Below are 21,607 nucleotides of genomic sequence, written 5' to 3' on the forward strand. Positions count from 1 at the left end.
CTAGCGCAGATGCACCACGTCGCCGGCGGCGACGACGACGGTTTGCCCGCCGCTGTCCAGACACAGCCGGCCCTGGTCGTCGATGCCGCCGGCGGTGCCCTCGATGTGTTTGCCGCCGGGCAGGTCGGCGCGCACCCGGGTGCCGATGGTCAGGCTGCGGGCCCGGTAGTCGGCGGCCAGCGCCCAGTCCGCCCCGCGCGCGGCCTGCCAGCTGACGATGCGCCGGCCGAGCTCGCGCAACAGCCCGGACACCAGCGCGGTGCGGTCCGGCGCGGCCACCCCGAGGTCGAGCAGCGAGGTGGCGCCGGGGCCGTCGATCTCGTCGGCGGACTGAGTCACGTTGAGCCCCAAGCCGATAACCACCACCGGCTTGGACACCTCGGCGAGGATTCCGGCCAGCTTGCCCGGCGAGCCGGCCGGCCCGGCCAGCACGTCGTTGGGCCACTTCAGCCCGACCGCCACCCCCGCCGGCTGCAGCAACGGGGCCACCGTGTCGACCACCGCCACCCCGGTGGCCAGCGGCAGCCAGCCCCACCCGGCGGCCGGGACGTCGACGACGCTGACCCCGACCGACATGGTGACCTGGGCGCGCGGCGTGGCCGACCAGCCCCGGCCGTGCCGCCCCCGCCCGGCGGTCTGGTGCTCGGCGATCAGCACCGCCCCGGCGACGTCGTCGCCCGCCGCCGCGCGCGCCAGCAGGTCGGCGTTGGTGGAGCCGGTCTGCTCGACGACGTCGAGCCGGCGCCAGCCCAGCCCGGTGCCGATCAGTTCGGCGCGCAGCGCGGCGGCGTCCAACGGGGCTCGAAGCCGGTCTCGGTCGGTCACCGGACCCAGCCTAGAACTCACGGCCGGCGGTCGCGCATGTCCAGCACGGCCAGATGGCTGAACAGCATGCTGGTTCCGATCGGGTTGCCGCCGCCGGGATAGGTGGTGCCGCTGGGGGCGGCCATGGTGTTGCCCGCCGCGTACACCCCGGGGATGGGCCGGCCGGCGGTGTCCAGCACGCGGGCCGCGGTGTCGGTGCGCAGACCGCCCTTGGTGCCCAGATCGGAGACGCCGAACGCGGCGGCGTGATACGGCGGTGTGTCGATGGGCACCAGCGGGGAGGCGCCCGCCGAGAAGGCCCGGTCGAACGCCTCGTCGCCCCGGCCGAAGTCCTCGTCGACGCCGGCGGCGGCAAACCCGTTGAACCGCAACACCGTTGCCGTCAGCCGCTGCGCGGGAACGCCGATCTTAGCGGCCAGCTCGGGCAGGCTGTCCGCGGTGTGCCACAAGCCGGCGGCGACGTATTTCTCGGTCTCGACGAGGGAGACGTTGGTCGCCTTCACCGGCGGCACCGCACCCTCCTTGTCGTCGTAGATCATCCAGTACGGCAGCCTGAGCGACCCGTCCCGCAGGTGGGCCAGGATCTGCCGGCCGGCCCGGTCGTAGGCCATGGACTCGTTGACGAACCGGTCGGCGGACTGGTTGACGAAGATGCCGCCGGTGAACCACAGCGCGAACGCCGAGCGGCCGTCGGGATGGGTCAGGCCCGGCGACCACCACGCCTGGTCCAGCAGGTCGGTGTCGGCGCCGACGGCGATGCCCGCCTGCAGCGCCAGGCCGCGACTTCCCGGGCCGCCCATGGTGTCTCGCGCCTGCCCCGGCACCCCGTAGGCGCGGCGCAAGTCCGGGTTGGCCTCGAAGCCCCCGGCGGCCAGCAGCACCCCGCGCCGGGCGCGGACGGCGCGGCGCTCACCGCCGGTCTCGACCACCGCGCCGACCACCCGGCCGTCGGTGCGCACGAGCTCCACCAGGGCGGTGTCGCGCCGCAGCGTGGCCGTCGGGAACTCGCCGATGGCCCGCAGGAACCGGGCGATTAGCGCGCGGCCCCCGAGGTAGTAGTCGGACGGCGGTTCGGCGCCGAGCCGGTCGGTGTCCAAGGGCCCGCGGATCACCGTCCGGAATTCGGGGGCGGCGGCCACCGGCAGCGGCTTGGCGGCGATGTGGCGTTGGCCGTCCAGCCGCGCCTTGGGCGCCTTGCCGTAGTAGTCGGGCCAGGGCAACGGCACGAACGCCAGGTGCGGGTCGGCCTCCAGGTATTCGATCAGTGGGGCCCCGCCGCGCACATAGGTTTCCTGCAGCTCGCGCGGGGTGCGGTCGCCGACCACGGCGTGGTAGTAGGTGAGCGCGTCCTCGATGGTGTCGTCGGTGCCCGCGCGGATCAGCACCGGATTGCACGGGAACCAGACGCCGCCGCCGCCCGAATAGGCGGTCGTGCCACCGAATTTCGACGTCGCCTCGACGAGCAGCACCTCGAGGCCCTCGCGCGCCGCGGTGTAGGCGCCGGTGACGCCGCCGGCACCGGATCCCGCCACCAGCACGTCGCACTCCGCGGTCCACTGCACCGTGCCCATAGTCAGCGCAGCCTATCCGCGCCGCTAAGCTCGTCTCCCATGACGAGCGTTACCGACCACACCGCCGAACCCGCCGCGGAACACTCCATCGACATCCACACCACCGCGGGCAAGCTGGCCGAGCTGCACAAGCGCCGCGAGGAGTCGCTGCACCCGGTGGGTGAAGAGGCCGTCGAGAAGGTGCACGCCAAGGGCAAGCTGACCGCCCGCGAGCGGATCCTGGCCCTGCTCGACGAGGACTCGTTCGTGGAGCTGGACGCGCTGGCCCGGCACCGCAGCAAGAACTTCGGCCTGGAGAACAACCGCCCGCTCGGCGACGGTGTGATCACCGGCTACGGCACCATCGACGGCCGCGACGTGTGCATCTTCAGCCAGGACGCCACCGTGTTCGGCGGCAGCCTGGGCGAGGTGTACGGCGAGAAGATCGTCAAGGTGCAGGAGCTGGCCATCAAGACGGGCCGCCCGCTGATCGGCATCAACGACGGCGCCGGCGCCCGCATCCAGGAGGGCGTCGTCTCGCTGGGCCTCTACAGCCGCATCTTCCGCAACAACATCCTGGCCTCGGGCGTCATCCCGCAGATCTCGCTGATCATGGGCGCGGCCGCCGGCGGGCACGTCTACTCCCCCGCCCTGACCGACTTCGTCGTCATGGTCGACCAGACCAGCCAGATGTTCATCACCGGGCCCGACGTCATCAAGACCGTCACCGGTGAGGACGTCACCATGGAGGAGCTGGGCGGCGCGCACACCCACATGGCCAAGTCGGGCACCCTGCACTACGTGGCCTCGGGCGAGCAGGACGCCTTCGACTGGGTCCGCGACCTGCTCAGCTACCTGCCGCCCAACAACGCCACCGACCCGCCCCGCTACGCCGAGCCGCACCCGGCGGGGGCCATCGAGGACAACCTCACCGACGAGGACCTCGAGCTGGACACGCTGATCCCGGACTCGCCCAACCAGCCCTACGACATGCACGAGGTGATCACCCGGATCCTCGACGACGACGAGTTCCTGGAAATCCAGGGCGGTTACGCGCAGAACATCGTCGTCGGGTTCGGCCGCATCGACGGCCGGCCGGTCGGGATCGTGGCCAACCAGCCCACCCAGTTCGCCGGCTGCCTGGACATCAACGCCTCGGAGAAGGCGGCGCGGTTCGTGCGGACCTGCGACTGCTTCAACATCCCGATCATCATGCTGGTCGACGTCCCGGGCTTTCTGCCGGGCACCGGCCAGGAGTACAACGGCATCATCCGGCGCGGCGCCAAGCTGCTGTACGCCTACGGCGAGGCCACCGTCCCCAAGATCACCGTGATCACCCGCAAGGCCTACGGCGGCGCCTACTGCGTGATGGGCTCCAAGGACATGGGCTGCGACGTCAACATCGCCTGGCCGTCGGCGCAGATCGCGGTGATGGGCGCCTCGGGTGCGGTCGGGTTCGTCTACCGCAAGCAGCTGGCCGAGGCCGCGAAGAAGGGCGAGGACGTCGACGCGCTGCGGCTGCAGCTGCAGCAGGAGTACGAGGACACCCTGGTCAACCCGTACGTCGCCGCCGAGCGCGGCTACGTCGACGCGGTGATCCCGCCATCACACACCCGCGGCTACATCGCCACCGCGCTGCGGCTGCTGGAACGCAAGATCGCCCATCTGCCCCCCAAGAAGCACGGGAACATTCCGCTATGAGTTCCGCCACGAGTGACGAAAACGCTTCGGCCGCAACCGAAGCCGCGCCGCACGAGCCGCACATCCAGATCCTCAAGGGTGAACCCACCGTCGAGGAGGTGGCCGCGCTGGTCACGGTGCTGGGATGTGTCGGCGGCGCGCCGGAGCCCGAGCAGCCCGAGAAGACCCGCTGGGGTCTTCCGGTCGACCGGCTGCGCTTCGCGATGTCCAACTACCAGCGGCTGACCATGCAGCAGATGACGCACCTGAGGCGTTGACCCGCCTGGTGCTGGCCTCGGCCTCGGCCGGCCGGCTCAAGGTGCTGCGCCAGGCGGGGGTGGACCCGCTGGTCGTGGTGTCCGGGGTGGACGAGGACGCGGTGATCGCCGCGCTGGGGCCGGATGCGTCGCCAAGCGCCGTGGTGTGCGCGCTGGCGACGGCCAAGGCCGACCGGGTGGCCGGCGCGCTTCAGGCCGGCGTCGCCGCCGATTGCGTTGTGGTCGGCTGTGATTCGATGCTGTTCATCGACGGCGGGCTGTGCGGCAAACCGGGCTCGGCCGACGCCGCGCTGCGCCAGTGGCGCCGCATCGGCGGGCGGTCCGGCGGGCTGTACACCGGGCACTGCCTGTTGCGGCTGCGCGACGGCGATATCACCCACCGCGAAGTCGAATCAGCTTGCACCACAGTGCATTTCGCCTCTCCCGCCGAGGCGGATCTGCGGGCGTACGTGGCCGGCGGGGAGCCGCTGGCGGTGGCCGGCGGCTTCACCCTGGACGGCCTGGGCGGCTGGTTCGTCGACGGGATCGACGGCGACCCGTCCAACGTGATCGGCGTCAGCCTGCCGCTGCTGCGGACCCTGCTGGCGCGGGTGGGGCTGTCGGTGTCCGCGCTGTGGGCGGCCGACTGACGTCCAACGTCGAGCCAAGGGACGCCCAACGTCGAGTTGTTGGGCCGAAAACCCGAAATTCCCGACAACAAGTCGACGTTGGCGCGCCGTGCCACCGACAAAGTCGACGTTGGGCCCCGAGCAACGAGATGGGTAGGCTCGAAACCGTGCCACTACCGCCCGATCCACACCCGTCCCTGCAGGAATACGCGCACCCCGAGCGCCTGGTGACCGCCGACTGGCTGTCGGCCAACCTGGGCGCCCCCGGCCTGGTGATCGTCGAGTCCGACGAGGACGTGCTGCTCTACGACGTCGGCCACATCCCCGGCGCGGTCAAGATCGACTGGCACACCGACCTCAACGACCCGCGGGTGCGCGACTACATCGACGGCGCGCGGTTCGCCGAGCTGATGGACCGCAAGGGCATCTCCCGCGACGACACCGTGGTGATCTACGGCGACAAGAGCAACTGGTGGGCGGCCTACGCGCTGTGGGTGTTCACCCTGTTCGGCCACCCCGACGTGCGGCTGCTCAACGGCGGGCGCGACCTGTGGCTGGCCGAACGCCGCGAGACCACCCTGGACGTGCCCACCAAGACCTCCACCGGCTACCCCGTCGTCACCCGCAACGACGCGCCCATCCGCGCCTTCAAGGACGACGTGCTGGCCATCCTGGGCAGCCAGCCGCTGATCGACGTCCGCTCCCCCGACGAGTACACCGGCAAGCGCACCCACATGCCGGAGTATCCCGAGGAGGGCGTGCTGCGCGGCGGTCACATCCCCACCGCCCGGTCCATCCCCTGGGCCAAGGCGGTCGACGAGAGCGGGCGTTTCCGCAGCCGCGCGGAACTCGAGGAGCTCTACGGGTTCCTCCGGCCCGACGACAAGACCGTGGTGTACTGCCGCATCGGCGAGCGGTCCAGCCACACCTGGTTCGTGCTGACGCATCTGCTGGGCAAGCCGGGAGTGCGCAACTACGACGGCTCGTGGACCGAATGGGGAAACACGGTGCGCACCCCGATAGTGGCGGGCGAGGAGCCCGGTCAGGCGCCGGCGGGAGTGTGACGGCGGCGCGATGAGCATCCCCGCGCCGCTGGCCGAAGTGGTGTCCGACTTCGCCGAAGTGCAGGGCCAGGACAAGCTGGCGCTGCTGCTGGAATTCGCCAACGAACTCCCCCCGCTGCCGCCGGAGCTCGAGGAGGCGGCCATGGAGCCGGTGCCCGAATGCCAGACGCCGCTGTTCATGCACGTCGATGCCAGCGACCGGAACCGGGTGCGGCTGCACTTTTCCGCACCCGCCGAATCGCCGACCACCCGGGGCTTCGCCGCGATCCTGGCCACCGGTCTGGACCGCCAGCCCGCCGCCGACATCCTCGCGGTGCCAGAGGATTTTTATGATGACCTCGGGCTGGCCGCGCTGATCAGCCCGCTGCGATTGCGGGGCCTGTCGGCGATGCTCGCCCGGATCAAGCGCAGGCTGCGCGAGTCGCCCGGCTAAATCCGGACCGCCTGCGTCGGCCCAACGGTGCGGCGCTTAGACTTCCGGAGAACTCGTAGTAAGAAATTCTCTTAGAGAAGCCCCGCAGCAATACGTCTGCCGATATGCCAAACAGGAGGCGCAGTGGCCAGTCACGCCAGCTCGAGGATCTCCAAGGTGCTCGTCGCCAACCGCGGCGAGATCGCTGTCCGGGTGATCCGCGCGGCCCGCGATGCGGGCCTGTCCAGCGTGGCGGTGTACGCCGAACCGGATGCCGACGCGCCGCACGTCCGGCTGGCCGACGAGGCGTTCGCTCTGGGTGGTCAGACGTCGGCCGAGTCCTACCTGGACTTCGGCAAGCTGCTCGACGCGGCCGCCAAGTCCGGGGCCAACGCCATCCACCCCGGCTACGGCTTCCTGTCCGAGAACGCCGACTTCGCCCAGGCCGTGATCGACGCCGGGCTGATCTGGATCGGCCCCAGCCCGCAGTCCATCCGCGACCTCGGTGACAAGGTCACCGCCCGCCACATCGCCGCCCGCGCGCAGGCGCCGCTGGTGCCCGGCACCCCCGACCCGGTCAAGGACGCCGACGAGGTGGTGGCCTTCGCCAAGGAGTACGGCGTGCCGATCGCCATCAAGGCCGCGTTCGGCGGCGGCGGCAAGGGCATGAAGGTGGCCCGCACCATCGAGGAGATCCCCGAGCTCTACGAGTCGGCGGTGCGCGAGGCCGTCGCGGCGTTCGGCCGCGGCGAGTGCTTCGTCGAGCGCTACCTGGACAAGCCGCGCCACGTCGAGGCCCAGGTGATCGCCGACCAGCACGGCAACGTCGTCGTCGCCGGCACCCGCGACTGCTCGCTGCAGCGCCGGTTCCAGAAGCTGGTCGAGGAGGCGCCGGCGCCGTTCCTGTCGGACGCGCAGCGCAAGGAGATCCACGAGTCGGCCAAGCGGATCTGCAAGGAGGCCCACTACTACGGCGCCGGCACCGTCGAATACCTGGTCGGCCAGGACGGCCTGATCTCCTTCCTGGAGGTCAACACCCGTCTGCAGGTCGAGCACCCGGTCACCGAGGAGACCGCCGGCATCGACCTGGTGCTGCAGCAGTTCAAGATCGCCAACGGCGACAAGCTGGACATCACCGAGGACCCGGAGCCGCGCGGGCACGCCATCGAGTTCCGGATCAACGGCGAGGACGCGGGACGCAACTTCCTGCCCGCGCCCGGCCCGGTCACCCGCTACGACATCCCCACCGGGCCCGGGGTGCGGCTGGACTCCGGCGTCGAGGCCGGCTCGGTGATCGGCGGGCAGTTCGACTCGATGCTGTCCAAGCTGATCGTGTACGGCGCCGACCGGCAGCAGGCGCTGGCCCGCGCCCGCCGCGCCCTGGACGAGTTCCACGTCGAGGGTCTGGCCACCGTCATCCCGTTCCACCGCGCCGTGGTGCGCGACCCGGCCTTCATCGGTGACGACAACGGGTTCGCGGTGCACACCCGCTGGATCGAGACCGAGTGGAACAACACCGTCGAGCCGTTCACCGGCGGCGAGCCCCTGGACGACGAGGACGCCCGGCCCCGCCAGAAGGTGGTGGTGGAGGTCGGCGGCCGCCGGCTCGAGGTGTCGCTACCCGGGGATCTGGCCCTGTCCAACGGTGGCTCGGCCGACCCGGCCGGCGTGATCCGCAAGAAGCCCAAGCCGCGCAAGCGGGGCGGGCACGGCGGCGCGACGGCCTCCGGCGACGCGGTCACCGCGCCCATGCAGGGCACCGTGGTCAAGGTCGCGGTCGAGGAGGGCCAGGAGGTCTCCGCCGGCGACCTGGTGGTGGTGCTCGAGGCGATGAAGATGGAGAACCCGGTCACCGCGCACAAGGACGGCGTCATCACCGGCCTTGCGGTCGAGGCCGGCGCCGCCATCACCCAGGGCACGGTGCTCGCCGAGATCAAGTAGGGCTCCGGCGAGAGATTTCGCCGACGGCGTTGTCGCGCCCGGGCGCCGGGAGTAGGGTTACCGGCAAGGTTGAGTTCACAGCCGCCCGGGATGCGTCGGTGACGTGGAGGCAGGCTGAATTCCCTGCCCCCGCCGAACTTTTCCGGCATCGCCGACGTGTTCCACAGCACGATCTCCGCACGGGATGGAGTCAGCGATGTCTGTGGCCCAATCTTGGCAGCAAAGCCGCACCGCACAATTCACGGCGCGGTGGGGGCTGACCGGGACCCTGATCACCGTCGACGGCGAACTCGACGCCGCCAACGCCGATCAGCTCGCCGCCTACGTGCAACAGAGCGTCAACCGTTCCCGCCGCGTGATCCTGGACCTGCGTGGCCTGAATTTCATTGGCACCGCAGGTTTTTCGGCCCTGCATCGGATCAACGTGATCTGCTCGGCGGCCCAGACGTCGTGGGCCATGGCGCCCAGCCCCGCGGTGGCGCGGCTGCTGCGGCTGTGCGACCCGGACGGCACGTTGCCGGTGACCACCCCGAAGGCCGAGCCGCTGCTGGAGCCGCGGCGGGCCAACGGCGACGAATCGCCCGGGCCGCTACTGCAATTGGTCACGAAGCCGCGTTAGCGACTTGGCCAGCAGCCGCGACACGTGCATCTGCGAGATGCCCACCCGCTCGGCGATCTGGGTTTGGGTCATCGACTCGAAGAACCGCAACACCAGCACGGTGCGTTCGCGTTCGGGCAGCGCCTCGAGCAACGGCCGCAGCGACTCCTGGTCCTCGATGCGGTCCAGCCCGGTGTCCACGTCGCCCAGCGTGTCGGCGATCGCGCGCACTTCCTCTTCTTCGCTGCCGCCGCCGCTGTCGATGGACAAGGTGTTGTAGGAGCTGCCGGCGACCAGCCCCTCGACCACCTCTTCGCGGTCCATCTCCAGCTCCGCGGCGAGCTCGGTCGCGGTGGGCGCCCGGCCCAGCCGCTGCGACAGGTCGGCGGTCGCGGTGCCCAGCCGCAGGTGCAGTTCCTTGAGCCGCCGCGGCACCTTCACCGACCAGCTGTTGTCCCGGAAGTGCCGGCGAACCTCACCCATGATGGTGGGCACCGCGAACGAGACGAAGTCCGAGCCGGCGTCGACGTCGAACCGGACCACCGCGTTGACCAGGCCGACCCGGGCCACCTGAACCAGGTCGTCGCGGGGCTCGCCGCGGCCCTCGAAGCGGCGCGCAATGTGGTCGGCCAGCGGCAGGCACCGCTCGACGATCTTGTCCCGTTGACGCTGAAACTCCATCGAGTCGGGCTCGGCAGTGGCCAACTCACGGAACATGTCCGGGACATCGGCGTATTCGTTCGGGCGAGAAACCGAACCGCCGGCAGCTCGCGCTGTCACCTGCTGGAGGCCGCCCGTCGCGCCGTCAGTGTGATGCCGAAGACACTGCCGGCTTCGTTGGGTTCGCGACCGTCATGGAAAGTCTGAACGTCGTCGGCCAACGACGTCAGCACATGCCAGCTGAAGCTGCCGGGCGCCACCACGTCGTGGGTGTCGCATGCCGCGGAAGCCTCGACCACTAATTGGTCGTCTTGCGGGTCGACCACGACGATCAGCGTCGCGTCGGGAGTGGCGGAGCGAATCAACCGGGTGCACACTTCGTCGACCGCGAGCCGCAGGTCCGCCACCGCATCGAAATCCAGGTCCTCGAAAGTGCCGATGGCGCCGACCAGGGTGCGCAGCATCGCGAGGTTTTCCAGCCGCGCGGCGACATGGAGTTCGACGGCGCGGTGGCCGCGCGGACGCTTGTCAGCGTGCAATCCAGCATCCTTCATATGGTCTCCCGGCAATGTTCGACTGACACTACTACTGCTCTGCAGCCCACCGTGGACCGTGCGTTCGAGCCGGTTAGTCATGATCGCCGCCGGGAGTTCCGCCCGGGGTGGACGGGCCTGACACCACCGACATGGTCGCGACGCGCCGCCTGCGACGCGTCGCGGTGATCGCCGGGATCACGCTGGACGTATTGATTGTCGTCGCAGCAGGCATTTATGTCGGGGTGTTCGTGATTGTGTCCCCGATGATGGGGTGACGTTCGATTTCGAGGTGACGCGACCGTTTCGGCACTCATCATGGTGCCACCTTGATACCCGCTCGACGCGGCCCGTAACCGCGGATTCGGCTATCCCGCAAAATTTCAGGGCGGCAGCCGTCGCGGCTGGTCCGGCGGCCGGCGACCCGGCCGGCGAGGCCCGGAAACACCGGGGCAATTCGGCGCCGTCAGCTGGCCGGCCACTGCCTGTGCACCTCGGGATGTTCGGCGTACCAGCGGTCGGCGATCCGGCGGATCCGGCGGTGCTCCACGGCCAGCCAGACCAGCCCCAGCACCGCGGCGATGACCGCCGTGACGCCGGCCGTCATGCCCTCGTGATGATGTCCGGTGGCAAACGCCGCAAGGCTTCCGCAGGCTCCGACGACGCCCGCGACGACTAACAGATACCCCGGCCAGTGCAGGACGTCGATCAGCGACTCGCCGGCGAGCGGCCGCGTGGTCCTCAGATGGTCGACGGGGTCGTGAAAGGTGTCTCCCATGGCTGCTCCTCACCGCACCCTCAACGTTAGATCGCGGCCGGGCAAAGCTGAAGGGCAAAGCTACAGGGCCAGCACCGGACCGGCGATTGGGGCGACTCCCATGGCCACCATCAGCGCCATCACGGTCAGCAGGAACCAGCCCGCGCCGTGCCAGCCCCACCAGGTGCCGCGGGCCTTCCACACCCGGTAGGTGCGCACGAACGCCCAGATCCCGCCGGCCAACGCGATCAGCGGGCCGCCGAACGCCAGCAGCGTGCGCTGGGGCGGCCCGCACGCGACGGTGTCCACACCGCCGGTCGGGCAGGTGCTCACCCACACCGCGGCGATCAGCAGGAAGCCGACGGCGCCGGCCGCGCACAGCACGGCGAACCGGATGGCGGCGTGCACCTCACGGTCTTCCTGGCCCAGGCGATCACCGCCCGACCGCTCGTCTGCCTTCTGCATCGTCCTCACTCCCCCGGCTCGGCCCCCCGTCTTGTTTCATCGCTGCCCGCGCCGCAATGGTTACGGCGGCCCGACGGCGGCCGGTGGGCGCCTCGGCGGCCCGCGGACGCGCCGCCCTGGCGGCCGCGCGGTGGCAGCGCAATGCGCACGGGATCAGATACCCGCCGGCAAACCCGGGTAAACCGGTCCGGGACGCTAGCCCAGGGTCGGCAGCGCGTCGCGGACCGCCCCGATCGCCGCGTCGATCTCGCCGCGCGAGACGGTCAGCGCCGGGCGGAACCGCACCCCGTCGTCGCCCGTGGGCAACACGATCACCCCGCCTCGCCACAGCCGGCCGATCAGCTCGTCGCGGTCCGCCGTGGTGGGCAGGCTGAACGCGCACATCAGCCCGCGGCCGCGGACGTCGAGCACCAGGCCGGGGAACTCGCGGGCCAGGTCGTGCAGGCCGCGCAGCAGGTAGGCGCCCTGCCGGGCGGCGTGCTCGAACAGCTCGTCGGCCTCGATCACCTCCAGGATGCGGCGGGCCCGCACCATGTCGGCCAGGTTGCCGCCCCAGGTGGAGTTCAGCCGCGACGACACCGCGAACACGTTGTCGGCCACCTCGTCGACCCGGCGGCCGGCCATGATTCCGCACACCTGGGTCTTCTTGCCGAACGCCACCACGTCGGGCTGCACGCCGAATTGCTGGTAGGCCCAGGCGGTTCCGGTCAACCCGCAGCCCGTCTGCACCTCGTCGAAGATCAGCAAAGCGTCGTGTTCGTCGCATAGCCGCCGCATGGCCGCGAAGAACTCCGGCCGGAAGTGGCGGTCGCCGCCCTCGCCCTGGATGGGTTCGGCGATGAAGCAGGCGATGTCGTGCGGGTGCGCCGCGAACGCCGCGCGGGCCTGCCGCAGCGACTCGGCCTCCAGGGCGTCGATGTCGGCCCCGCACCGCAGGTGGGGCGCGTCGATCCGCGGCCAGTCGAACCTCGGGAAGCGGGCCACCGTGACCGGCTTGGTGTTGGTCAGCGACAGCGTGTAGCCGCTGCGGCCGTGGAAGGCGCCGCGCAGGTGCAGCACCCGGGTGCCCAGCGCGGGGTCGACACCGCGCCGTTCGTTGTGCCGGTTCTTCCAGTCGAACGCCACCTTGAGCGCGTTCTCCACGGCCAGCGCGCCGCCGTCGACGAAGAACAGATGCGGCAGCGCCGGGTCGCCCAGCACCCGGACGAAGGTCTCGACGAAGCGGGCCATCGGCACCGAGTAGACGTCGGAATTGCTGGGCTTGTTCAGCGCGGCGGCCGTCAGCTCGGCGCGAAACTCCGCATCGCGCGCCAGCGCGGGGTGGTTCATGCCCAGCGCCGACGACGCGAAGAAGGTGAACATGTCCAGGTAGCGCCGCCCGTCCCGGGCGTCATAGAGCACCGATCCGCGGGAGCGGTCCAGGTCCAGCACGAAGTCGAAACCGTCGGTCAGGATGCTGCGCGACAACACCTCGTGCACCCGGTCGGGGCCGGTGCAGGAGCGGGCGCGGGCCAGGCGTTCCAGTGCGGCGGTCATGCCGCCATGGTAGCCGATCTTTACGAAATCATGAGGTACAGACAGTAAGATTTACGGTACATATACCCTATTGTCGTAAAATGTGTTCAATATGATGGTGCTTCGCGTCCTGACGTTCGCGGCGGTCCGGATCCGCTGCAGCAGGTCCTCGAGCGCCCGGGCGGACTCGACGCGCACCAGCAGCACGTAGCTTTCCTCGCCGGCCACCGAATGGCACGATTCGATCTCCTCGATGTGCTGCAGGCGGGCCGGCGCATCATCGGGTTGAGAGGGATCCAGAGGAGTGATGGCCACGAACGCCGACAGCCGGTGCCCGACCGCCTCCGGTTCGATGCGCGCGGAGTATCCCGTGATCACGCCGCGGGCCTCCAGCCTGCGCACCCGCGACTGCACCGCCGAGACCGACAACCGGGCGCTGGCGGCCAGCTCGGCCAGCGTGGCGCGGCCGTCGGCGACCAGCTCGCGCACCAGAATCCGGTCGACATCGTCGAGCGTCTCACTCATGGCCGGAGACTATCGCAGCGGCGGTGCCCGTTGAGCCGGCCGAAATGGTTGCCCGCCTGGCGGTTGCGCGCGATGTTCGCCGCGGGCCTCTCGGCGATGTACGCCGCCGAGGTGCCCGGCTACGCCACCCTGGTGCAGGTGTGCACGCGGGTGAACGCCGATCACGTGGCGCGGCACCCCGACGCCGAACGGTGGGGCTCGCTGCGCCGGGTCACCGCCGAGCGGCACGGCGCCATCCGGGTGGGCAGCCCGGCCGAACTGCGCGCGGTCGCCGATCTTTTCGCCGCGTTCGGCATGGCGCCGGTCGGCTACTACGACCTGCGCCGCGCTGCGTCGCCGATCCCGGTGGTGTGCACCGCTTTTCGGCCGGTCGACGGCAACGAGTTGTCGCTCAACCCGTTTCGCATGTTCACCTCGATGCTGGCCACCCGCGACCGGCGCTACTTCGACCGCGACCTGCGCGCCCGGGTGGACAACTTCCTGGCGCACCGGCAGCTGTTCGATCCGGCGTTGCTGGCCCGGGCCCGGAGCATCGCCGCCGCGGGCGGCTGCGCCGACGATGCCGCCCGGCCGTTCGTCGCGGCCGCGGTGGCGTCATTCGCGTTGTCCGGCAAGCCGATCGAGCGGTCCTGGTACGACGAGCTGTCGCGGGTGTCGGCGGTGGCCGCCGACATCGCCGGTGTCTGCTCCACCCACCTCAACCACCTGACCCCGCGCGTGCTGGACATCGATGAGCTGTACCGGCGGATGACCGGGCGCGGCATCGCGATGATCGACGCCATCCAGGGCCGCCGGCCACCGGCGGGCCGGCGGTGTTGTTGCGGCAGACCTCTTTTCGCGCGCTGGCCGAACCCCGCCGGTTCCGCGGCGACGACGGCCGCATCACCGAGGGGACGGTACGGGTGCGCTTCGGCGAGGTGGAGGCGCGCGGTGTGGCGCTGACCCCGCGGGGCCGCCGCCGCTACGACGCCGCGATGGCCGCCGACGACCCGGCCGCGGTGTGGGCCAACTACTTTCCCGCCACCGACGCGCAGATGGCGGCCGAGGGCCTGGGCTACTACCGCGGCGGCGACCCGTCAGCACCGATCGTCTACGAGGACTTCCTGCCCGCCTCGGCGGCGGGCATCTTCCGGTCCAACCTGGACGCGGAAACCCCCGGTGCCGCCCAGGCCGCCCCTGCCGTCGACGACTCCGGCTACGACCAGGACTGGCTGGCCGGGGCGCTCGGCCGCGAGATCCACGACCCCTACCCGCTGTACGAGGCGCTTGCCCAGGAGGCCCCCCGATGACTTTGCCCACCGCCGACGAATTGCGCGCCCGCGCCGCCGATGCCCTGCGCTCCCTCGGAGCCCACGTCGAGCTCGGCGCGCCGGACGCGCACGGGCTGCCCGCCAGCACCCCGATCACCGGCGAGGTGCTGTTCACCGTCGCACCCACCACACCCGATCAGGCCGAGCACGCGATAACCCAAGCAGCCCAAGCGTTTTCGGAATGGCGCCGCACCCCGGCCCCGGTGCGCGGCGCGCTGGTGGCGCGGCTGGGCGAGCTGTTGCGCGCGCACCGCGACGAGCTGGCCGCCCTGGTCACCCTCGAGGTCGGCAAGATCACCTCCGAGGCGGCCGGCGAGGTGCAGGAGATGATCGACATCTGCCAGTTCGCCGTCGGCCTGTCCCGGCAGCTCTACGGCCGCACCATCGCCTCGGAACGCCCCGGGCACCGGCTGTCCGAGACCTGGCACCCGCTCGGGGTGGTCGGCGTGATCACCGCGTTCAACTTCCCGGTCGCGGTGTGGGCGTGGAATGCCGCGCTGGCGCTGGTGTGCGGGGACACCGTGGTGTGGAAGCCCTCGGAGCTGACGCCGTTGACGGCGCTGGCCACCCAGGCGCTGATCGCCCGGGCCGCGGCCGACGTGGGTGCCCCGCCCGGGGTGAGCGCGGTGGTGCTGGGCGATCGCGAGCTGGGCGAGCTGCTGGTGGACGACGAGCGCGTCGCGTTGGTGTCGGCGACCGGGTCGGTGCGGATGGGCCGGGCGGTCGGGCCGCGGGTGGCGGCCCGGTTCGGGCGGGTGCTGCTGGAATTGGGCGGCAACAACGCCGCCGTCGTGACGCCGTCGGCCGACCTGGACCTGGCCGTGCGGGCCGTGGTGTTCGCCGCCGCCGGCACCGCCGGTCAGCGCTGCACCACGTTGCGGCGGCTCATCGTGCACCACTCGGTGGCCGACGAGGTGGTCGCCCGGGTGGTGTCGGCGCTGCGCCGGCTCCCGATCGGCGACCCGTTCGAGCCGGGCACGCTGGTGGGGCCGCTGATCCACGAGACCGCTTACCGCGACATGGTGGGGGCGCTGGAGTCTGCGCGCGCCGACGGCGGCGAGGTGATCGACGGCGACCGCAGGCACCCCTTCGCCGTCGAGCACCCGAGCTCTTACTATGTGGCGCCGGCGGTGGTGCGCATGCCCGCGCAGACGCCCATCGTGGCCACCGAGACGTTCGCGCCCATCCTCTACGTGCTGACCTATGACCGGCTGGACGACGCGATTGCGCTCAATAATGCCGTGCCGCAGGGTCTTTCGTCGGCCATCTTCACCACGGACCTGCGCGAGGCGGAACGCTTCCTGGACGAATCCGACTGCGGAATCGCCAATGTCAACATCGGCACGTCCGGCGCGGAGATCGGCGGCGCGTTCGGTGGGGAGAAGCAGACCGGCGGCGGGCGGGAGTCGGGCAGCGACTCGTGGAAGGCCTACATGCGCCAAAGTACCAATACCGTCAATTATTCCGGTGCATTACCGCTGGCCCAGGGCGTCGAGTTCGGATGAATCCATTGTGGCCGGTGTCTCATGTCGTATGAGTACTATCTGACACATGGCGACGGCCCGAAGGCGATTATCCCCCGAAGATCGGCGGGCTGAGCTGCTCGCTTTAGGGGCGGAGGTCTTCGGCAAGCGGCCCTACGACGAGGTCCGCATCGACGAGATCGCGGAGCGCGCCGGGGTGTCGCGGGCCCTGATGTACCACTACTTCCCGGACAAGCGAGCGTTTTTCGCGGCGGTGGTCAAGGACGAGGCCGACCGGCTGTACGAGAACACCAACATGGACGACGTCACCGGGTTGACCATGTATGAGGAGATCCGGGTCGGGGTGTTGGCCTACATGGCCTACCACGAGCAGAACCCGGAGGCCGCATGGGCCGCCTACGTCGGCCTGGGCCGGTCCGACCCGGTTCTGCTGGGCGTCGAGGACGACGCCAAGAACCGGCAGATGGAACACATCATGTCCCGGATCAACCAGCTGCTCGCCGAGGTGCCCGCCACCCTGGAGCCCGACGTCGAGCGGCACCTGCGGGTCATCCTGCACGGCTGGCTGGCGTTCACCTTCGAGATCTGCCGGCAGCGCATCATCGACCCCACCACCGACGCCGACAAGCTCGCCGACGCCTGCGCGCACGCGCTGCTGGACGCCATCGGCCGGGTGCCCGAGATCCCCGAGGAGCTGGGCGAGGCGATGGCCAACTCGCGGCTCTGAGCGGGCCGCGACCATGTCGGTGCCCGTTGGCACCATGGACAGGTGAGCACCCGCGCCGAGCCCCGGCCGTCCGACCCGCTGGGCCGGTTCAGCGCGATCACCCGGGAGTGGTTCACCAGCACCTTCGCCGCCCCGACCACGGCGCAGGCGCAGGCCTGGAGCGCCATCGCCGACGGCCACAACACGCTGGTGATCGCGCCGACCGGGTCGGGCAAGACGCTGGCCGCGTTCCTGTGGGCCCTGGACAGCCTGGCCGGCCAGGCCGAGCGTGCGCCCGGCACCCGGGTGCTCTACGTGTCGCCGCTCAAAGCGCTGGCCGTCGACGTCGAGCGCAACCTGCGCACGCCGCTGGCCGGGCTCACCCGCATCGCCGAGCGCGCCGGCCTGCCGGCCCCCGACATCAGCGTCGGGGTGCGCTCCGGTGACACCCCGCCGGCGGTGCGTCGCCAGCTGATCAACCGGCCGCCCGACGTGCTGATCACCACGCCGGAGTCGCTGTTTCTGATGCTCACCTCGGCGGCCCGCGAGACGCTGGCCGGGGTGCAGACGGTGATCGTCGACGAGATCCACGCCATCGCGGGCGGCAAGCGCGGCGCGCACCTGGCGCTGTCGCTGGAGCGCCTGGACGCGCTGCGCGAGGGCCGGCCCGCCCAGCGCATCGGGTTGTCGGCGACGGTGCGGCCGCCCGACGAGCTGGCCCGTTTCCTGTCCGGGGCGGCGCCGGGCACCCGGACCACCGTGGTGGCCCCGCCGTCGGCCAAGACCGTCGAGCTGAGCGTGCAGGTACCGGTGCCCGACATGGCCAACCTGGCGAACAACACCATCTGGCCCGACGTGGAGAACCGCCTGGTCGACCTGATCGAGGCGCACGGTTCGACCATCGTGTTCGCCAATTCGCGGCGGCTGGCCGAGCGACTCACCGCCCGGCTCAACGAGATTCACGCCGAGCGCAGCGGCGTCGAGCTCTCCGCGACCGCCAATCCGAAGGTGGCCGGCGGCGCCCCGGCGCACATCATGGCCTCGGGTCAGACCTACGGCGTGGAGCCGATACTGGCTCGGGCCCACCATGGTTCGGTCAGCAAGGAACAGCGCGCGCTGGTCGAGGAGGACCTCAAACGCGGCCTGCTCAAGGCGGTGGTGGCCACCTCCAGCCTGGAGTTGGGCATCGACATGGGCGCCGTCGATCTGGTCATCCAGGTGGAGGCGCCGCCGTCGGTGGCCAGCGGGCTGCAGCGCATCGGGCGGGCCGGCCACCAGGTCGGCGAGGTGTCGCGCGGGGTGCTGTTCCCCAAGCACCGCACCGACCTGATCGGCTGCGCGGTGACCGTGCAGCGCATGCTGGCCGGCCAGATCGAGACCATGCGGGTGCCGGCCAACCCGCTGGACATCCTGGCCCAGCAGACCGTGGCGGCGGCCGCCCTCGAACCGCTGGACGCCGACCGGTGGTTCGACACGGTGCGCCGGGCCGCCCCGTTCGCGACGCTGCCGCGCAGCATCTACGAGGCCACCCTGGACCTGCTCTCCGGCAAGTATCCGTCCACCGAATTCGCCGAGCTGCGACCGCGATTGGTCTACGACCGCAACACCGGCACGCTGACCGCGCGCCCCGGCGCCCAGCGGCTGGCGGTCACCTCCGGCGGCGCCATCCCGGACCGCGGGCTATTCACCGTCTACCTCGCCTCGGAAGCCGAAAAGCCCTCTCGGGTAGGCGAACTCGAAGAGGAGATGGTGTACGAGTCGCGGCCCGGCGACGTCATCTCGCTGGGCGCCACCAGCTGGCGGATCACCGAGATCACCCATGACCGGGTGCTGGTGATCCCGGCGCCCGGGCAGCCGGCCCGGTTGCCGTTCTGGCGCGGTGACGGCGTGGGCCGCCCGGCCGAGCTGGGTGCCGCGCTCGGCGCGTTCACCGGCGAACTCGCCGGCCTGAGCCGAGAGGAATTCGATTCCCGGTGTGCCGCATTGGGTTTCGACGCGTACGCCGTCGACAATCTGTACGGCCTGTTCGACGAGCAGCGCACCGCCGCCGGGGTGGTGCCCACCGACACCACGTTGCTGGTCGAGCGGTTCCGCGACGAGCTCGGCGACTGGCGGGTGATCCTGCACTCGCCGTACGGGCTCGGCGTGAACGGGCCGCTGGCCCTGGCAGTGGGCCGCCGGCTGCGGGAGCGCTACGGCATCGACGAGAAGCCCACCGCGTCCGACGACGGCGTGGTGGTGCGGCTGCCGGACACGGTTTCCGATTTCGCGTCCGACGGTGGCGACACCCCGCCCGGCGCAGAGCTTTTCGTCTTCGACGCCGACGAGATCGACCCGATCGTCACCGCCGAGGTGGGCGGTTCGGCGCTGTTCGCGTCGCGGTTCCGCGAGTGCGCGGCGCGCGCGCTGCTGTTGCCGCGCCGGCACCCCGGCCGCCGCTCGCCGCTGTGGCAGCAGCGCCAGCGCGCCGCCCAGCTGCTGGAGGTGGCCCGCAAATACCCCGACTTCCCGGTGGTGCTCGAGACCGTCCGGGAATGCCTGCAGGACGTCTACGACGTGCCCGCCCTGGTCGCGCTGATGGCCGGCATCGCGCAGCGGCGGGTGCGGGTGCTGGAGGTGGAGACGCAGCGGCCCTCGCCGTTCGCGGCCTCGCTGCTGTTCGGCTACGTCGGCGCGTTCATGTACGAGGGCGACAGCCCGCTGGCCGAGCGGCGGGCCGCCGCGCTGTCGCTGGACAGCACGCTGCTGGCCGAGCTGCTGGGCCGGGTGGAGCTGCGCGAATTGCTCGACCCCGAGGTGGTCGCGGCCACCGCCCGGGCGCTGCAGCACCTGGCGCCCGAGCGGGCCGCCCGCGACGCGGAGGCCGTCGCCGACCTGCTGCGGCTGCTGGGCCCGCTCACCGAGGACGAGGTGGTCGCCCGGGCCGGTGGCGCGGACGCCGTCGAGGTCAGGGGCTGGCTGGAGGGCCTGCGCGCGGCCCGGCGCGCGGTGCCGGTGTCGTTCGCCGGCCGCAGCTGGTGGGTGGCCATCGAGGACATCGGCCGGCTGCGCGACGGCCTGGGCATCGCGGTTCCGCTGGGCGTGCCGGCCGCGTTCACCGAGGAGGTCGCCGACCCGCTGGGCGAGCTGCTGGGCCGGTATGCGCGCACCCACACCCCGTTCAGCACCGCCGAGGCCGCCGCCCGGTTCGGTCTGGGGCTGCGGGTGACCGCCGACGTCCTGGGCCGGCTCGCCGACCCCTCCACTTCGCAGGGCCGGCTGGTGCGCGGCGACTTCGTCGCGGCGCGGCCGTCGGAGCCGGGCGGAGTGCTCGGGGCCGAGCAGTGGTGCGACGCCGACGTGCTGCGCATCCTGCGGCGGCGGTCGCTGGCCGCGCTGCGCGCCCAGGTGGAGCCGGTCAGCACCGCCGCCTACGGGCGGTTCCTGCCCGCCTGGCACCGGGTCGGAGCGGCCGAATCCTCGCGCGCGCCCGGCCATTCCGGGCTGGACGGGCTGATGTCGGTGATCGAGCAGCTGGCCGGGGTGCGGCTGCCGGCCTCGGCGCTCGAGCCGCTGGTGCTGGCCCCGCGGGTGCGCGACTACTCCCCCGCCCTGCTGGACGAACTGCTGGCCACCGGTGAGGTCACCTGGTCGGGCGCCGGGTCCATCTCGGGCAGCGACGGCTGGATCGCCCTGCACCCCAGCGAGTCCGCGCCGCTGACGCTGCAGGGGCCCGCCGACATCGAGCTGGGCGAGGCGCACCGCGCCATCCTGGATGTGCTGGCCGGTGGCGGCGGCTACTTCTTCCGTCAGCTGGCAACCGACGGGGTGTCCGACGCCGAGCTCAAAGCCGCACTGTGGGAACTGGTTTGGGCCGGCTGGATCACCGGCGACACGTTCGCCCCGGTGCGCGCCCTGCTCGGCGGCGGCGGAACGCGCCGGCGTTCGGCGCCGGCGCACCGCGCGCAGCGGCCGCCGCGGCTGAGCCGGTACAGCGTGGCGCACCCGCAGGCCCGTCCGGCCGACACGACCGTGGCCGGCCGATGGTCCGTGCTGCCGCCGCCCGAGCCGGACTCCACGGTGCGCGCCCACTTCCAGGCCGAACTGTTGTTGGGCCGGCACGGCGTGCTGACCCGGGGCGCGGTGGCCGCCGAGGGCGTCGCGGGCGGGTTCGCCACGCTGTACAAGGTGCTGAGCACTTTCGAGGACGCCGGCCGCTGCCAGCGCGGCTACTTCATCGAATCGCTGGGCGGGGCGCAGTTCGCCGTCGCCTCCACCGTCGACCGGCTGCGCGGGTTCGCCGACGGGGTCGACCCGCAACGGCCCGAGTATCGGGCGATCGTGCTGGCCGCCGCCGATCCGGCCAACCCGTACGGCGCCGCGCTGCCCTGGCCGGCCTCGAGCGCGGACGGGGCCCGGCCCGGCCGCAAGGCCGGGGCGCTGGTGGTGCTGGTGGACGGCGAGCTGGCCTGGTTCCTGGAGCGGGGCGGCCGGTCGCTGCTCACCTTCACCGACGACCCGGCCGCCCAGCACGCCGCGGCGGCGGCGCTGGCCGGGCTGGTCTCGGCCCGTCGCGTCGCGGCGATCCTGGTGGAGCGCATCGACGGGGTGCCGGCGTTGGCGCCGCGCGGCGACGGTGCCGCCGGCAACGACGCGCTGACGGCGCTCGCCGACGCCGGGTTCGCCCGCACCCCGCGCGGAATGCGGCTGCGCTGAC

The 21,607-nt window shown here is 71.5% G+C and carries 19 protein-coding genes and 1 pseudogene; 12 read left to right on the top strand and 8 right to left on the bottom strand.

The window, feature by feature from the left end; all coding sequences use genetic code 11:
- Both NF20_RS16370 and NF20_RS16375 read right to left on the bottom strand, forming a co-directional pair.
- On the bottom strand, positions 1 to 825 hold the full coding sequence (locus NF20_RS16370) for a biotin--[acetyl-CoA-carboxylase] ligase (RefSeq protein ID WP_031353823.1): 825 nt from the start codon (positions 823 to 825) through the stop codon (positions 1 to 3).
- A gap of 17 nt (positions 826 to 842) precedes the next feature.
- Complete coding sequence (locus NF20_RS16375; protein ID WP_011725968.1) at positions 843 to 2,396, bottom strand: FAD-binding protein; 1,554 nt, start codon at positions 2,394 to 2,396, stop codon at positions 843 to 845.
- Positions 2,397 to 2,435: 39 nt separating this feature from the next.
- Here NF20_RS16375 and NF20_RS16380 point away from each other — a divergent pair, with 39 nt between their 5' ends.
- The 7 genes from NF20_RS16380 (at position 2,436) to NF20_RS16410 (ending at position 8,977) form a co-directional block, all read left to right on the top strand.
- Positions 2,436 to 4,076 carry an acyl-CoA carboxylase subunit beta gene (locus NF20_RS16380; RefSeq protein ID WP_003874526.1) on the top strand — a complete coding sequence of 547 codons (1,641 nt, stop codon included), beginning with the start codon at positions 2,436 to 2,438 and terminating at the stop codon, positions 4,074 to 4,076.
- The gene (locus NF20_RS16385; RefSeq protein WP_011725969.1) at positions 4,073 to 4,333 is read left to right on the top strand and encodes an acyl-CoA carboxylase subunit epsilon; all 261 of its coding nucleotides are present in this window, start codon (positions 4,073 to 4,075) and stop codon (positions 4,331 to 4,333) included. The genes NF20_RS16380 and NF20_RS16385 overlap by 4 nt, the downstream gene beginning before the upstream one ends.
- Positions 4,330 to 4,962, top strand: coding sequence for a Maf family protein (locus NF20_RS16390; RefSeq protein WP_019732479.1), 633 nt, complete (start codon positions 4,330 to 4,332; stop codon positions 4,960 to 4,962). Before NF20_RS16385 ends, NF20_RS16390 begins: the two co-directional genes overlap by 4 nt.
- A gap of 146 nt (positions 4,963 to 5,108) precedes the next feature.
- Entirely contained in the window at positions 5,109 to 6,005 is an 897-nt protein-coding gene (locus NF20_RS16395; RefSeq protein WP_003878966.1) for a sulfurtransferase, read from the top strand.
- A gap of 10 nt (positions 6,006 to 6,015) precedes the next feature.
- A complete protein-coding gene (locus NF20_RS16400; RefSeq protein WP_003874522.1) occupies positions 6,016 to 6,438 on the top strand; it encodes a SufE family protein in 423 nt (140 codons plus the stop codon).
- Positions 6,439 to 6,561: 123 nt separating this feature from the next.
- On the top strand, positions 6,562 to 8,358 hold the full coding sequence (locus NF20_RS16405; RefSeq protein WP_003874521.1) for an acetyl/propionyl/methylcrotonyl-CoA carboxylase subunit alpha: 1,797 nt from the start codon (positions 6,562 to 6,564) through the stop codon (positions 8,356 to 8,358).
- 184 nt (positions 8,359 to 8,542) lie between these two features.
- Positions 8,543 to 8,977: an STAS domain-containing protein gene (locus NF20_RS16410; RefSeq protein WP_019732480.1), complete on the top strand. Its 435-nt coding sequence runs from the start codon at positions 8,543 to 8,545 to the stop codon at positions 8,975 to 8,977.
- On the opposite strand, the gene NF20_RS16415 is transcribed toward NF20_RS16410, so the two are convergent.
- The gene (locus NF20_RS16415) at positions 8,948 to 9,736 is read right to left on the bottom strand and encodes an RNA polymerase sigma factor SigF (RefSeq protein ID WP_003878969.1); all 789 of its coding nucleotides are present in this window, start codon (positions 9,734 to 9,736) and stop codon (positions 8,948 to 8,950) included. The two genes, NF20_RS16410 and NF20_RS16415, sit on opposite strands and share 30 nt — an antisense overlap.
- Positions 9,733 to 10,170, bottom strand: coding sequence for an ATP-binding protein (locus NF20_RS16420; protein ID WP_003878970.1), 438 nt, complete (start codon positions 10,168 to 10,170; stop codon positions 9,733 to 9,735). Before NF20_RS16420 ends, NF20_RS16415 begins: the two co-directional genes overlap by 4 nt.
- Before the next feature lie 107 nt (positions 10,171 to 10,277).
- Between NF20_RS16420 and NF20_RS27710 the strand changes: the two genes are divergently transcribed.
- Complete coding sequence (locus NF20_RS27710; RefSeq protein ID WP_003874517.1) at positions 10,278 to 10,427, top strand: hypothetical protein; 150 nt, start codon at positions 10,278 to 10,280, stop codon at positions 10,425 to 10,427.
- A gap of 188 nt (positions 10,428 to 10,615) precedes the next feature.
- On the opposite strand, the gene usfY is transcribed toward NF20_RS27710, so the two are convergent.
- From usfY to NF20_RS16440, 4 genes are all read right to left on the bottom strand, one after another.
- Complete coding sequence (usfY, locus tag NF20_RS16425; RefSeq protein ID WP_003874516.1) at positions 10,616 to 10,927, bottom strand: protein UsfY; 312 nt, start codon at positions 10,925 to 10,927, stop codon at positions 10,616 to 10,618.
- Positions 10,928 to 10,987: 60 nt separating this feature from the next.
- The gene (locus NF20_RS16430) at positions 10,988 to 11,371 is read right to left on the bottom strand and encodes a hypothetical protein (protein ID WP_003874515.1); all 384 of its coding nucleotides are present in this window, start codon (positions 11,369 to 11,371) and stop codon (positions 10,988 to 10,990) included.
- Between the two features lie 195 nt (positions 11,372 to 11,566).
- A complete protein-coding gene (gene lat / locus NF20_RS16435) occupies positions 11,567 to 12,907 on the bottom strand; it encodes an L-lysine 6-transaminase (RefSeq protein WP_009978790.1) in 1,341 nt (446 codons plus the stop codon).
- A gap of 51 nt (positions 12,908 to 12,958) precedes the next feature.
- On the bottom strand, positions 12,959 to 13,411 hold the full coding sequence (locus NF20_RS16440) for an Lrp/AsnC family transcriptional regulator (protein WP_003874513.1): 453 nt from the start codon (positions 13,409 to 13,411) through the stop codon (positions 12,959 to 12,961).
- Positions 13,412 to 13,441: 30 nt separating this feature from the next.
- Between NF20_RS16440 and NF20_RS16445 the strand changes: the two are divergent.
- The 4 genes and pseudogenes from NF20_RS16445 (at position 13,442) to NF20_RS16460 (ending at position 21,606) form a co-directional block, all read left to right on the top strand.
- Positions 13,442 to 14,700, top strand: a pseudogene (locus NF20_RS16445) (2-oxoadipate dioxygenase/decarboxylase family protein).
- Positions 14,697 to 16,226, top strand: coding sequence for an aldehyde dehydrogenase family protein (locus NF20_RS16450; protein ID WP_009978792.1), 1,530 nt, complete (start codon positions 14,697 to 14,699; stop codon positions 16,224 to 16,226). Before NF20_RS16445 ends, NF20_RS16450 begins: the two are co-directional and overlap by 4 nt.
- A 46-nt stretch (positions 16,227 to 16,272) precedes the next feature.
- Entirely contained in the window at positions 16,273 to 16,932 is a 660-nt protein-coding gene (locus NF20_RS16455; RefSeq protein WP_009978793.1) for a TetR/AcrR family transcriptional regulator, read from the top strand.
- A gap of 42 nt (positions 16,933 to 16,974) precedes the next feature.
- Positions 16,975 to 21,606, top strand: a complete 4,632-nt coding sequence (locus NF20_RS16460; protein ID WP_011725976.1) for an ATP-dependent helicase — start codon at positions 16,975 to 16,977, stop codon at positions 21,604 to 21,606.
- Position 21,607 lies beyond the last annotated feature (1 nt).

This window comes from Mycobacterium sp. MAC_080597_8934, from assembly GCF_000523975.1.
Lineage (GTDB): Bacteria > Actinomycetota > Actinomycetes > Mycobacteriales > Mycobacteriaceae > Mycobacterium > Mycobacterium avium.

Coding starts and splice junctions, on each gene's coding strand:
- NF20_RS16420 (WP_003878970.1), bottom strand. CDS start 10,170: ATGAAGGATGCTGGATTGCACGCTGACAAGCGTCCGCGCGGCCACCGC.
- NF20_RS16375 (WP_011725968.1), bottom strand. CDS start 2,396: ATGGGCACGGTGCAGTGGACCGCGGAGTGCGACGTGCTGGTGGCGGGA.
- lat (WP_009978790.1), bottom strand. CDS start 12,907: ATGACCGCCGCACTGGAACGCCTGGCCCGCGCCCGCTCCTGCACCGGC.
- NF20_RS16440 (WP_003874513.1), bottom strand. CDS start 13,411: ATGAGTGAGACGCTCGACGATGTCGACCGGATTCTGGTGCGCGAGCTG.
- NF20_RS16400 (WP_003874522.1), top strand. CDS start 6,016: ATGAGCATCCCCGCGCCGCTGGCCGAAGTGGTGTCCGACTTCGCCGAA.
- NF20_RS16450 (WP_009978792.1), top strand. CDS start 14,697: ATGACTTTGCCCACCGCCGACGAATTGCGCGCCCGCGCCGCCGATGCC.
- NF20_RS16385 (WP_011725969.1), top strand. CDS start 4,073: ATGAGTTCCGCCACGAGTGACGAAAACGCTTCGGCCGCAACCGAAGCC.
- NF20_RS16455 (WP_009978793.1), top strand. CDS start 16,273: ATGGCGACGGCCCGAAGGCGATTATCCCCCGAAGATCGGCGGGCTGAG.
- NF20_RS16410 (WP_019732480.1), top strand. CDS start 8,543: ATGGAGTCAGCGATGTCTGTGGCCCAATCTTGGCAGCAAAGCCGCACC.
- usfY (WP_003874516.1), bottom strand. CDS start 10,927: ATGGGAGACACCTTTCACGACCCCGTCGACCATCTGAGGACCACGCGG.
- NF20_RS16430 (WP_003874515.1), bottom strand. CDS start 11,371: ATGCAGAAGGCAGACGAGCGGTCGGGCGGTGATCGCCTGGGCCAGGAA.
- NF20_RS16380 (WP_003874526.1), top strand. CDS start 2,436: ATGACGAGCGTTACCGACCACACCGCCGAACCCGCCGCGGAACACTCC.